The 11,904-nt window shown below is 72.1% G+C and carries 10 protein-coding genes; 2 read left to right on the forward strand and 8 right to left on the reverse strand.

Annotated features, from left to right (window positions below):
- Positions 1–24: 24 nt before the first annotated feature.
- The 3 genes from JK361_RS22220 to JK361_RS22230 form a co-directional block, all read right to left on the reverse strand.
- Positions 25–306, reverse strand: a complete 282-nt coding sequence (locus JK361_RS22220) for a DUF1876 domain-containing protein (RefSeq protein WP_201821030.1) — start codon at positions 304–306, stop codon at positions 25–27.
- A gap of 107 nt (positions 307–413) precedes the next feature.
- On the reverse strand, positions 414–1,259 hold the full coding sequence (locus JK361_RS22225) for an EamA family transporter (protein WP_201821031.1): 846 nt from the start codon (positions 1,257–1,259) through the stop codon (positions 414–416).
- A complete protein-coding gene (locus JK361_RS22230) occupies positions 1,256–1,771 on the reverse strand; it encodes a YbaK/EbsC family protein (RefSeq protein WP_201821032.1) in 516 nt (171 codons plus the stop codon). Before JK361_RS22230 ends, JK361_RS22225 begins: the two co-directional genes overlap by 4 nt.
- 198 nt (positions 1,772–1,969) lie before the next feature.
- Here JK361_RS22230 and JK361_RS22235 point away from each other — a divergent pair, with 198 nt between their 5' ends.
- Complete coding sequence (locus JK361_RS22235) at positions 1,970–2,458, forward strand: hypothetical protein (protein ID WP_201821033.1); 489 nt, start codon at positions 1,970–1,972, stop codon at positions 2,456–2,458.
- 134 nt (positions 2,459–2,592) lie between these two features.
- On the opposite strand, the gene JK361_RS22240 is transcribed toward JK361_RS22235, so the two are convergent.
- Positions 2,593–4,797 carry an MMPL family transporter gene (locus JK361_RS22240; protein WP_201821337.1) on the reverse strand — a complete coding sequence of 735 codons (2,205 nt, stop codon included), beginning with the start codon at positions 4,795–4,797 and terminating at the stop codon, positions 2,593–2,595.
- Positions 4,798–4,901: 104 nt separating this feature from the next.
- Entirely contained in the window at positions 4,902–5,507 is a 606-nt protein-coding gene (locus JK361_RS22245) for a TetR/AcrR family transcriptional regulator (RefSeq protein WP_201821034.1), read from the reverse strand.
- 232 nt (positions 5,508–5,739) lie between these two features.
- Here JK361_RS22245 and JK361_RS22250 point away from each other — a divergent pair, with 232 nt between their 5' ends.
- Positions 5,740–9,402 carry a S41 family peptidase gene (locus JK361_RS22250; RefSeq protein WP_201821035.1) on the forward strand — a complete coding sequence of 1,221 codons (3,663 nt, stop codon included), beginning with the start codon at positions 5,740–5,742 and terminating at the stop codon, positions 9,400–9,402.
- Between the two features lie 325 nt (positions 9,403–9,727).
- On the opposite strand, the gene JK361_RS22255 is transcribed toward JK361_RS22250, so the two are convergent.
- The 3 genes from JK361_RS22255 to JK361_RS22265 all read right to left on the reverse strand — a co-directional run bounded on the left by JK361_RS22255 (position 9,728) and on the right by JK361_RS22265 (position 11,888).
- Positions 9,728–9,949 carry a hypothetical protein gene (locus JK361_RS22255; protein WP_201821036.1) on the reverse strand — a complete coding sequence of 74 codons (222 nt, stop codon included), beginning with the start codon at positions 9,947–9,949 and terminating at the stop codon, positions 9,728–9,730.
- Positions 9,950–10,038: 89 nt separating this feature from the next.
- Positions 10,039–10,923, reverse strand: coding sequence for an SDR family oxidoreductase (locus tag JK361_RS22260; protein WP_201821038.1), 885 nt, complete (start codon positions 10,921–10,923; stop codon positions 10,039–10,041).
- Positions 10,920–11,888: an alpha/beta fold hydrolase gene (locus JK361_RS22265; protein ID WP_236053374.1), complete on the reverse strand. Its 969-nt coding sequence runs from the start codon at positions 11,886–11,888 to the stop codon at positions 10,920–10,922. The genes JK361_RS22260 and JK361_RS22265 overlap by 4 nt, the downstream gene beginning before the upstream one ends.
- Positions 11,889–11,904 lie beyond the last annotated feature (16 nt).

Raw genomic sequence — 11,904 nt, forward strand, 5'->3', positions numbered from 1 at the left:
GCGCCCTCGGTGCCCGCCGGCGTGTCACACGTGGATCGGGTGCGAGGTCCGTCCGGACTCCGCGTCGATCTCGTCGTGGGCCTTGCTCAGCAGTTGCATGGCCAGTTCGTTGAGCGCGCGGGCACCGGCGATCTCCTCGCCGACCCGGGGCTGGTTCGCGTCGACCTGGTGCCTGCTGGCCCGGCCGTGCGCCCGCACCTCGGTGCCGTCGGGCAGCCGCACCAGGGCCGCCGCGCGCGTGTGCAGGTCGTCCTCCTCCCTGAACTCAAGCTCGACATGCCAGCCGACAGGGGTGTGCATCGTCATCACGACCACCTCCGAGAATCCCTGCTTCCAGGGTGCGCCAAGGCACCCCGGCCCGTCATGTCGGCGCCTCAGGACGGCGACGGCCCGCAGCAGACGGCCGCCGCGCGCTACCCCGTGCGCAGCATCAGCCCGATCCCCACGACCAGCAGGCCCGCCGCCGCGATCCGGGGCGCGCCGAAGCGCTCCTTGAAGAACAGTGCACCGATGGCCGCGCCGACGATGATGGACGACTCGCGCAGCGCGGCGATCGGTGCGAGCGCGGCGCGGGTCTGGGCCCACAGGACCAGGGCGTACGCGGAGACGGACAGGGCGGCGCCGACGAGGCCGAGGGCGGCGTACGGCCGGAGCAGCCGTACCGTGTCGCCCCGCGCGCGTGCGAACAGGAACGCGGGCACGAAGGCCCCCTGGACGGCCATGAGCCAGGCGATGTACCCGAGGGGCGAGTGCGCGGCCCGTACGCCCATCCCGTCGACGACCGTGTAGGCGGCGATCGTGAGGCCGGTAGCCAGGGCGGCGCCGATCGCCGCCCAGTCGGGCCGGCTGCCGCGCAGCCCCCACAGGCTGACTCCGGTCAGGCCGAGGCAGGACACGGCGATGCCGGCGCCCGCCCAGGCGCCGGGCACCTCGTGCGCGAAGACGGCGGCGAGCACGGTGACCACCAGCGGGGCGCTGCCGCGCGCGATGGGGTACGCCTGCCCGAAGTCGCCCAGCCGGAACGAGGTCATCAGCAGGGCGTAGTAGACGATGTGCACGGCCGCCGAGACGAACAGGTACGGCCAGGCGGCCGCCGCCGGGAACGCGACGAACGGGGTCGCCGCGAGCCCGATCAGCAGCCCGCCGCCGGAGATCAGCGTGAAGCCGACGAGTTTGTCGGTGATGCGGTGCGCGATGGCGTTCCAGCTGGCATGGGTGACGGCGGCGAGCAGCACGGCCGTCGCGACGACAGGCGTCACGCGGTCCGCTCGCGCACGTCCGCCGGCGTCGCGCCCGCGAGCGCGACCAGTTCCCTGGGCTCGATCGGGAAGACGGTGTACGGCGTTCCGGCCGCCGCCCACACCAGCTCGTGCGCGAGCAGCGAGCGGTCGGCGAGGACACGCGTGCGCGTGCGGTGCCCGAAGGGCGGGACGCCACCGATGGCGTACCCGGTGGTCTCGCGGACGACGCCGGCGTCGGCGCGGGTGACCTTCTGGGCGCCGAGTTCCTCCCGCACCCGCTCCACGTCCACGCGGGAGGCGCCGTCCATCAGGACCAGCACGGGCACCCCGTCGGCGGCGAAGATCAGGGACTTGCAGATCTGGCTCAGCTCGCACCCGATCGCGGCGGCGGCCTCGGCCGCGGTCCGGGTCGCCTCCGGGAACCGCCGGGTACGGGCGAGCACGTCCTCCAGCCCCAGCGCCCGCAGCGCTTCGGCGAACCGGGGGTGGGCCCCGAACTCTTCGGCGTCGGTGTCGGCTGTCGTCGTCATGGCGGGCACGCTACGGCATCGCCGGAGCCGCGCTCACGAGGTTTTCGCACCCGCGCCACCCGGCTCCGGAGGCCGTCGTGCCGGGGCCCCGGGCGTCCGACGGTGATCGTCCGCTGTCATGATGACGTGCCGGGTCTTGCCGGAGAACCGTCCCGCACTGTCCGCTCGGCGAGCCGGCCGGGCCTCGGAGGATCACTCATGAACGAAGGCGGACCAGCACGCGCGTGGACCGCCGTGGCCATGCTGACGCTCCTGACCCCGCTGGCCGGCTGTTCCTCCGCGTCCACCGCCGTCGAGGCGTGCATGGGCCGGCAGGCGAAGTCCGCCACGTCCGGGGAACTGGCCGGCACCTATGCGGGAGAGGCGCACGCCGAGGGCGCGACGATCACCCTCAAGGCGTCGGACACGGGCACCGGCGGGACGGTCACCGTCCACCACTGGCCGACCGGTGACTGGTACGAGAGCGAACTGGGCGCCACCTTCGACGGATCCGGCACCTGGGACGTGGTGGGAGGCTCCCGGCCCGGCGAGTACGGCCAGGTCCGCCTCTCCCTCACCGAACCGGAACCGTTCCTGAACGGCGACACCCTCGACAGCCTGTCGATCGCCAAGGACTCCGAGCGGACGTACCTCTACGAGGACGACGACCCCGACGTCTGCCCGACGTTCCGCCTCCGGCTCACCTGACGGCGTGCGTGAGGAAGAGGGCTCAGGCGGACGGGGCGACCTTCAGCCGGAAAGCCGGTGAGGGTGCTGCACCGTCCCCACGGGCACCCTCACCGGCCGCTCTCCGTCCGCCGCGACGCGTCAGGCGCGGTACGTCAGGCGCGTACCAGCTCCTTCTCCTCGTCGAGGTCGTCGAGCGTACGCAGCCCCTCGCCCTCGACGTCCACGTTGGGCAGCGCGCGGTCCAGCCACTTCGGCAGCCACCAGGCCCGCTTGCCGAGCAGGGCGAGGACCGCCGGGACGATGGCCATGCGGACGATGAACGCGTCGAAGAACACGGCGATGGCGAGACCGAAGCCGATCATCTTGATCATCGCCTCGCTGGATCCGATGAAGCCGGAGAAGACGGCCATCATGATCACGGCCGCGGCCGTCACCACCCGAGCGCCGTACCTGAAGCCGGTCACCACGGCCTGGCTCGGCTTCTCGCCGTGGACGTACGCCTCCCGCATCCGGGTGACGAGGAAGACCTCGTAGTCCATCGCGAGGCCGAAGACGACGCCCACCATGAAGATCGGCATCATCGACATGACCGGACCGGTCTCCTCGACGCCGAACAGGCCGGACAGCCAGCCCCACTGGAAGACCGCGACCACCGCGCCCAGCGCGGCCGTCACCGACAGCAGGAACCCGAGGGCCGCCTTCAGCGGGACCAGGATCGAGCGGAAGACCACGATCAGCAGCAGGAAGGCCAGGCCGACCACCAGGGCCAGGTACGGCAGCAGCGCGTCGTTCAGCTTCTGCGAGACGTCGATGTTCATCGCCGTCGAGCCGGTGACCAGCACCTCGGCGTCGGTCTTCGCGGTGATCTCCGCGCCCTTGTCACGGATGGCGTGGACCAGGTCCTCGGTGGTGGCCGAGGACGGCTTGGAGTCGGGGATGACAGTGATCGTCGCGGTGTCGCCGGCCTTGTTGGGCGCGGCCGGGGTGACCGTGACGACGTCCTTCAGGCTCTTGATCTCGTCGCCGACCTCGGTGAAGGCGGCCTTGGGGTGGGCGCTGCCCTTCGCGTCCACCACGATCATCAGCGGCCCGTTGAAGCCCGGCCCGAAGCCCTCCGAGAGGAGGTCGTAGGCGCGGCGCTGGGTGGTCGAGACCGGCTGCGAGCCGTCGTCCGGGAGGCCGAGTTCCAGGGAGGAGGCCGGGATCGCCGCCGCGCCGAGGCCGACCACGCCGAGCAGGAGGACGGCGACCGGACGGCGTACGACGAAGCTCGCCCAGCGAGTGCCCATGTTGGGGCGGCCCGGCTGCTTCGGCGTGCGGCCGCCGCCGAGCAGCTTGCTCTTCTCGCCGGCCGGCTTGATCTTGCGGCCCGCGTAGCCGAGCAGCGCCGGGATCAGCGTCAGGGCGATCAGTACGGCGATGGCGACCGTTCCCGCCGCCGCGATGCCCATCTTGGTCAGCATCGGGATGTTGACGACGGACAGGCCGACCAGGGCGATGACGACGGTCAGACCGGCGAAGACCACCGCCGAGCCCGCCGTGCCGACGGCCCGTCCGGCCGCATCCTCGCGGTCGCGGCCCTCGGCGAGTTCGGCGCGGTAGCGGGAGACGATGAAGAGGGCGTAATCGATGCCGACGGCGAGGCCGATCATCGACGCGAGCGTGGAGGTCGTCGAGCCCAGGTCGAGGGCGGAGGCGAGCGCGGTGATCGTGGAGACGCCGATACCGACACCGATGATCGCGGTCAGCAGCGGGAATCCGGCGGCGAGCAGCGAGCCGAAGGTGATGACGAGGACGACCGCGGCGACCGCGATGCCGATGATCTCGCTGGAGCCGGTCTCGGGCGTCGCGGTCAGCGCGTCACCGCCGACCTCGACGGTCAGCCCGGCGTCCCGCGCGTGCTGCGCGGCCTCCTTCAGGGCGTCCCGGGTGGAGTCCTCCAGCTCCATGCCGGAGACCTTGTACTTCACCGAGGCGTAGGCGACGGTGCCGTTCTTGCTGACGGCGTGCCCGGTGTAGGGGTCGGCGACGGAGACGACCTCGGAGCCGCTTCCCAGCTCCTTGACGGCCTTTTCGACGATCGCCTTGTTGTCGGCGGCCGTCATCTTCTCGCCGCTGGGGGCTTTGAAGACGACCCGGGCGGTGGCGCCGTCGGCGCTCATCCCGGGGAAGCGCTGTTCCAGCAGGTCGAAGGCCTTCTGGGCCTCGGTGCCCGGGATGGAGAAGGACGTGTTGCCGGCGGCCGGCGCGGAGGCGGCGCCCACCCCGGCGAGGGTGAGCAGCGCGACCCATATCAGGGCGACGAAGTGCCGTCGCCGGAAGGCGAGCCGGCCGAGTTTGTAGAGGAACGTGGCCACGGAGGCGTACTCCCGGTCAGGTCGTGGGTTCATCTGGGCAGGGGTGATCAGCCCGACGACGTGAGCGGTGACGTCAGGTGGTGGGCTTGCTGGGGAAGGGTGTGTCAGCTGGTGGGGACGCCGAGGGCGGGGAGGACCACGGCGTCGATGTACGACAGCAGGAACGCCTGGGTGGGCGGCTGGTCGTCGATCATCGTGCGGGCGGCGAAACCGCCGATCATCATGTGCATCACGTAATCGATCGCGGGGTTGTCCGAACGGACCTCGCCACGGTCGATCGCGCGTTGCAGCACGCGCCGGAACTCCGCCGTCTCCGGCTCGATGAGGTGTTCCCGGAACGCCTGCAGAAGATCCGGATTGCTGTGGACCGCCATGGCCAGGGCCCGCATCAGCGAGGCGTTCTGCGCCATCTCACAGTCGTCCGACTTCTGGGTGAGGGCGTGCAGGTCACCCTTGAGCGACCCGGTGTCGACCTCGTCGGCGGTGCCGCCCCGCTTGTTGTGCCGGACCGCCTTCGCGACCAGTTCGGCCTTGCCGCCCCACTGGCGGTAGAGCGTGGCCTTGCTGGACCGGGTGCGGGCGGCCACGGCGTCCATGGTCAGGGCGTCGTAGCCGACCTCCCGGAGCAGGTCGAGCACGGCCTCGTACAGTTCGGCCTCGCGCTCGGGCGTGATCCGGCTGCGGCGTGCAGCCGCGACTGCCTCGGTCATGCCCGTCACCTTCCCGCTCCGGAGCCTTCTTCTTACACCCAAGAAGATACCCTGCCCCACTGCGAAACGAAACCGTTTCGTACGTGTGCTGGGTCACGAAGGTGAAGGCCCCATAAACCCCGCGGCCGCCACCCCGGAACCGCCCCGACTCCCCGTCCCCGAGGCCGGCGTGGATCCCCGCTGCCGGCGGCCACGAGTTGCTGGCGCCGTTTGCCCGGAAAAGCATGGGGACGTGAGCTATCTGCGCCTTCCCCACCTCAGCGGCGACCTGCTGTGCTTCGTGGCCGAGGACGACCTCTGGCTGGCCCGCCTCGACGCCCCGGACCGCGCCTGGCGGCTCACCGCGGATCGCACCAAGACCGGCCACCCGCGCTTCTCGCCGGACGGCCACCGGATCGCCTACACGACCTGGCGCAGCCTCGCCCCGGAGATCCACCTCGTCGACGTCGACGCCGGCGGCCCGGCGCGGCAGCTGACGTACTGGGGCAGCCTCGACACCCAGGTGTGCGGCTGGACCCCCGAGGGCGACATCCTGGCCGTGGCCTCCCACGGCCAGCCCTTCTCCTACTTCACCTGGGCCTACAAGGTCTCCGCCGACGCCGACCCGGGCGGGCGGCTGCCCTGGGGCCCGGTCGCCGACATCCAGGTCGCCGACGTCGGCGGCGAGCACAAGACCCTGCTGCTCACCGGTACCCCGCCGCACGAACCGGCCTCCTGGAAGCGGTACCGCGGCGGCGCGATGGGCCGCCTGTGGCTGCACGGACAGCGCCTCCTGCCGGACATCGGCGGGCATCTGGCCTGCCCCATGTTCATCGACGGCCGGATCGCCTTCCTCTCCGACCACGAGGGCGTCGGCAACCTCTACTCCTGCGCCCACGACGGCACCGACCTGCGCCGCCACAGCGACCACGACGCCTTCTACGCCCGGCACGCCTCCAGCGACGGCAGCAGGGTGGTCTACCAGTGCGCGGGCGACCTGTGGCTGGTGGACGACTTCTCCCCCGGCGGCGAACCGCGCCGGCTCGACGTCCGGCTCTCCGGACCGCGTACCGGCCGCCGCCCGTACCAGGTGCCGGCCGCCCAGAACGTCGACGGCGTCTCGGTGGACGAGACCGGCCGGGCCAGCGCGGTCGTCGTCCGCGGCAGCCTGTACTGGCTCACCCACCGCGACGGCCCGGCCCGGACGATCTCCGAGACGCCCGGCGTCCGGGTACGGCTGCCGGAGATGCTGGGCTCCACCGGGCAGATCGCGTACGTCACCGACGCGGAGGGCGAGGACGCCGTCGAGATCGCCCAGCTCCCCCGCGCCACCGGCGACCGCGCACCCCGCCGGCCGGCCTCCGGCACGCTGGGCCGCGTGCTGGAGATGGTCTCCGACCCACTGGGCGAACGACTGGCCGTCGCCTCGCACGACGGCCGGCTGCTGCTGATCGACGTGACGGAGGAGGAAGGGGAGGCGGAAGGGGAGGCGGAGGGGGAGACCGGAGCGGCGGAGCCGGGGCCGGCCGGCACGGGGGGTCCGGAGAATTCGACGGCCGGGACCGCCGAGGCGTCCGGCGGCACCGGCGAGGAGCCGGGGCCGGCCGGCACCGACGCCGCGAACCCAGGCGCGCCCGGCACCCCCGGCCCGGACGCGGGCGGCACGGAGCCGAAGCCGGGTGGCACAGGGCCGGACGCGGGGGGCTCGGAGCCGGAGCCGGGTGGCACGGGGCCGGACGCAGGCGGCTCGGAGCCGGGCGGCACAGGGGCGGACGCGGGCGGCTCGGAGCCGGGCGGCACAGGGGCGGACGCGGGCGGCTCGGAGCCGGGCGGCACAGGGGCGGACGCGGGTGGCACGGAGCCGGGCGGTGGAGATGCGGCGGGTGTCGGGTCGCGCGGCAGGGTGTCCGAGCTGATCCGGTCCGTCAACGGCCCGGTCCGCGACCTCGCCTTCTCCCCCGACGGCTCCTGGCTCGCCTGGTCCCACCCCGGCATCGGCCGCTCCCTGCGCCAGATCAAGCTGGCCCGCATCAAGGACCGGCTGATCGTGGACGTCACCAACGGCCGTTTCGAGGACGAGAACCCGGTCTTCACCCGCGACGGCCGCTACCTCGCCTTCCTCTCCTGGCGCGGCTTCGACCCGGTCTACGACGTCCACACCGGCGACCTTTCCTTCCCGCTCGGCTGCCGCCCGTACCTCGTGCCGCTCTCCTCGGCGACCCCCTCCCCCTTCGCCCTCAGCCCGGAGGGCCGCCCGGCCGCCGGCGGGCTCGACCCGCTGGAGGACGAGGAGACCGGCGAGGCCGGCACGGTGACCGTCGAGGTGGAGGGGCTGGCGAACCGGGTCACGCCGTTCCCGGTCATCGCCTCCAAGTACTCCGCGCTGCACCCGGTCGCGGGCGGCGGCCTGGTCTGGCTGCGCTGGCCGATCTCCGGCGCGCTCGGCGAGACCTTCGTCAATCCGGCCGACGTCAGCGGACGTCCGACCCTGGAGTACTTCAACATCTCCAAGGCGAAGAAGTCCGAACTGGTCGACCACCTGGACTGGTTCACGGTCAGCGGCGACGGCACCCGGCTGGTCGTGGTGGACGAGGGCGATCTGCGGGCGGTGCCGTCGACCGAGATCGGCGACAGCGACACGTCCGTCTGGATCGACCTGCGCCGCATCCTGCACGAGGTGGATCCACCCGCCGAGTGGCGCCAGGCGTACGACGAGGCGGGACGCCTGATCCGCGCCTACTTCTGGGACCCGGGCATGTGCGGCATCGACTGGGACGTGGTGCTCGACCAGTACCGTCCGCTGGTCGAACGGGTGGCCTCGCCGGACGAGTTCGCCGACCTGCTCCGCGAGGTGCTCGGCGAACTCGGCACCTCCCACGCCTACGTCACCGCCGCCCGCCGCAACGAGGGACCGCCCCACTACCACCGCTGGCAGGGCCTCCTCGGCGCCAACTTCGTGCACCACGAGGGCCGGTGGACGGTCAAGCGCATCCTGCCCGGCGACTCCTCCGACTCCAAGGCCCGCTCACCGCTGGCCGGCACCGGAATCCGCGAGGGCGCCGTCCTGACCCACGTCGACGGCCGCCCGGTCGACCCGGTCGCCGGCCCCGCTCCGCTGCTCGCGGGCTCCGGCGGTACGACCGTGGAGCTGACGTTCACGCCGCCCGAGGGCAACTCCGGGCGGGCGCGGCGGGTCGCCGTCGTCCCGCTCGTCGACGAACGGCCCCTGCGCTACCAGGACTGGGTGGCGAAACGCCGCGAGGTCGTACGGGAGTTGAGCGGCGGCAAGTGCGGCTATCTGCACATCCCCGACATGGGCGGCTCCGGCTGGGCCCAGTTCAACCGCGACCTGCGCATGGAGGTGTCCCGGCCCGCGCTGATCGTGGACGTGCGCGGCAACGCGGGCGGGCACATCAGCGAACTCGTCATCGAGAAACTGACCCGGACGATCCTGGGCTGGGACCTGACCCGGGACGCGCAACCGGTGTCGTACGCCTCGAACGCGCCCCGTGGACCCGTGGTGGCCCTGGTCGACGAGGCGACCTCGTCGGACGGTGACATGATCACCGCCGCCTTCAAGCTGCTGAAACTCGGCCCGGTCGTCGGCCAGCGCACCTGGGGCGGAGTGGTCGGCATGACCGGGCGGCACCGCCTCGGCGACGGGACGATCATCACCGTGCCGATGAACGCGGCCTGGTTCGACGCGTACGGCTGGTCCGTCGAGAACCACGGCGTCGCCCCCGACCGCGAGGTCCTGCGCACGCCGCTGGACTGGGCGGAGGGCCGCTACCCCGTACTGGGCGAAGCCGTCAGACTGGCCCTGGACCTCCTCCGGTCCACCCCCGCGGCAACCCCCCCGGACCACAGCAACGTACCCAACCGCTCCCGCCCCAAGCTCCCCCCAAGACCCCACTGAAACAAGGAGCACGCCAGAAAATGGGCCGCGAGGAACGATAGGCAAGGGACCGCGGGAAGGACAGCCAAAGGGGCGCGGGAAGGACAGCCGAAGGGGCGCGGGGAACTGCGCGAGAACCCCCACCCACCCGCACGAAACCCACAACCGCACCACCCCCAAGGGGCGCGGGGAACTGCGCAAAAAACCCACCCACCCGCACCCAACACACAACCCCACCACCCCAAAGAAGGCACACCACAACCCCACCGCCAGAAAACAAGAAACGCAGGGTGCCCCCCACAAGGAGGGGCACCCCACGTCATTCGGCCAAGGCCGAGCGCAGCGATTAGGCGTCGTAGTCCCGGTCGAACCGGTCCTCGACCTGCTGCTCCGTGTCCTCGATGTCACGGAAGTTCTGACCGCCACGCTCGTGCTGCGGCTGGCCCTGGCGGTTCTGCTGACCGCGCTGGCCAGGCTGCTGACCGCGCTGGCCGGCCTTCTCGCGGGCCTGGTCCATCTTCCCCTTGGCCTGGTTCTGCATCTGGCTCGACTTGTCCTTCATACCCATGTGGGTTCACTCCCGTGGTGGGTGGGGGGTTCGGCCCCTCGCTGGGGCCTCGACCAGATTCACACGGCCCAACACGGAGTGCATGTCGATCAGTTACGGTGCGTGGCGCGCGCCGCCTCATCCGCCGCCCCACCTGCGCCGACGAGCCCGGAGCGCATTCCCTGGAGCCGCGGCGCGAACCGCTTCATCTCGCGCTGCCCGACCGTCCCGATGAGCGCCGGCAGATAGCCGCGCACGCCCTGCATGCCGCGCAGCCACCACTGCCCGTACACGTGCGCCGAACGCCGCTCGATCCCGGCGACGATCCGGTCCACCGCGGGCCCCAGCGGGTACGTCTTGTTCGACGGCCACGGCAGCCGCTGCCGCAGCTCCCGCATGACGTCGTCCTGGTCGGCGCCGCGCACCATGTCGGTGTCGGTCCAGGACAGGTACGCGACGCCGACGCGCACGCCCTGGTAGCCGACCTCGGCGCGCAGACTGTGCGCGTACGCCTCCACCCCCGACTTGGACGCGCAGTACGCCGTCATCATCGGCGCAGGCGTGATCGCGGCGAGCGAGGCGACCTGGAGCAGGTACCCCCGGCTCTCGACCAGCACCGGCAGGAACGCGCGCGCGGTCACCGCCGAACCGATCAGGTTCACCTCGATCACCCGCCGCCAGGCCTGCGGATCGGAGTCGGCGAAGGGACCGCCGGTCGCCACACCGGCGTTCGCGACCACGATGTCGACCTTCCCGAAGCGTTCCTTCACCTCCTGCGCGACCCGGCCCATGGTCTCGTGGTCGGTCACGTCGGCGTACCAGTAGGCGCTCTCGCTGTGCAGGCGTCCGGAGACCTCCTTCAGCGCCTCCTCCTCCAGCCCGACCAGCGCGACCTTCGCCCCGCGCGCGGACAGCTTGCGCGCCAGCAGCTCACCGACGCCGCGCGCCGCTCCCGTGACGACGGCGACCTGTCCTTCGAGGCTGACCCTGCTCATGCGCCCTCCTTGATCTGCGCGGGGATGGAACCGTGCTCGTGCGTGTCACCGGGACCGGTCCCGGTGACGTAGGTGGTGACGAGCTCCCGGATCCGGCCGGTCACCAGCTCGGGAGCCTCGATCGGGGTCATGTGGCCGACGCCGGTCAGCTCGGTGAGGCCGACGCAGTGCGGCAGCGCGGCGGCCAGCGCATGGGCGTGCACAGAGGGCGTGAGCCGGTCGGAAGCGCCGTGCAGCACCGCGGTGGGCGCGTGCAACCGCCGTATGCCGTGGTCCAGGTCGAGCGCCGCGAGTACGGCTCCCCACGCGTGGCGCACGGCGCGCGGACAGGCGTGCACGATCCGCGCGCATGCCTCCACCTGGTCCGGGCCGGAACCGGCGCCCATGGTGGCGTACTTGAGGATGCTCTTCGTGACCGGCGTGACCGGTCCGAGAGGAGCGCGCGAACCGAGGATGTGCCCGGTGATCCAGCTGCGTACGCTCCCGGCGCGCAGCGGCACCACGCGCGCCTCCGCGATCAGCCGCGAACTGCCCGTACTGCACAGCAGGACGGCGGCCGCGTGTTCGCGGAGGCGGGGGCGCTCGGCCGCGGCCATGACCGTCATGCCGCCCATGGAGTGGCCGACGATCAGCGCCTTCTCCCCGCGCGTCAGCGTCTTGGCGAGTACCGCTTCGAGATCGTCCGCCAGCGCCTGGGTCGTGCACGCGGGGCTCGCGGGGCTGCGCCCGTGCCCCCTCTGGTCGTAGGCGATCACCCGGTGATCGGTCGCCAGCTCCCGTATCTGGGCCGCCCAGAACGCCGTCGAGCAGGTCCAGCCGTGGGAGAGGACGACGGGGGGCGCGTCCTGCGGGCCGTGCTCCTCCACGTGCAGGCGGGCGCCGTCGGCGGAGACGGCGGTGAGTGTGCGGGAGGGAGCCGGCGGGGCGTACGGGCCGGAGGTGACGGAGGCGATACGGGCGCCCAAGGCGCCGGGTGTGCCA

Source organism: Streptomyces musisoli (assembly GCF_016741855.1).
Lineage (GTDB): Bacteria > Actinomycetota > Actinomycetes > Streptomycetales > Streptomycetaceae > Streptomyces > Streptomyces musisoli.

Bases quoted from the DNA above. Each gene is read 5' to 3' on its own strand.
- JK361_RS22220 (WP_201821030.1), bottom strand. From the start codon at position 306: ATGACGATGCACACCCCTGTCGGCTGGCATGTCGAGCTTGAGTTCAGG.
- JK361_RS22230 (WP_201821032.1), bottom strand. From the start codon at position 1,771: ATGACGACGACAGCCGACACCGACGCCGAAGAGTTCGGGGCCCACCCC.
- JK361_RS22235 (WP_201821033.1), top strand. From the start codon at position 1,970: ATGAACGAAGGCGGACCAGCACGCGCGTGGACCGCCGTGGCCATGCTG.
- JK361_RS22245 (WP_201821034.1), bottom strand. From the start codon at position 5,507: ATGACCGAGGCAGTCGCGGCTGCACGCCGCAGCCGGATCACGCCCGAG.
- JK361_RS22255 (WP_201821036.1), bottom strand. From the start codon at position 9,949: ATGGGTATGAAGGACAAGTCGAGCCAGATGCAGAACCAGGCCAAGGGG.
- JK361_RS22260 (WP_201821038.1), bottom strand. From the start codon at position 10,923: ATGAGCAGGGTCAGCCTCGAAGGACAGGTCGCCGTCGTCACGGGAGCG.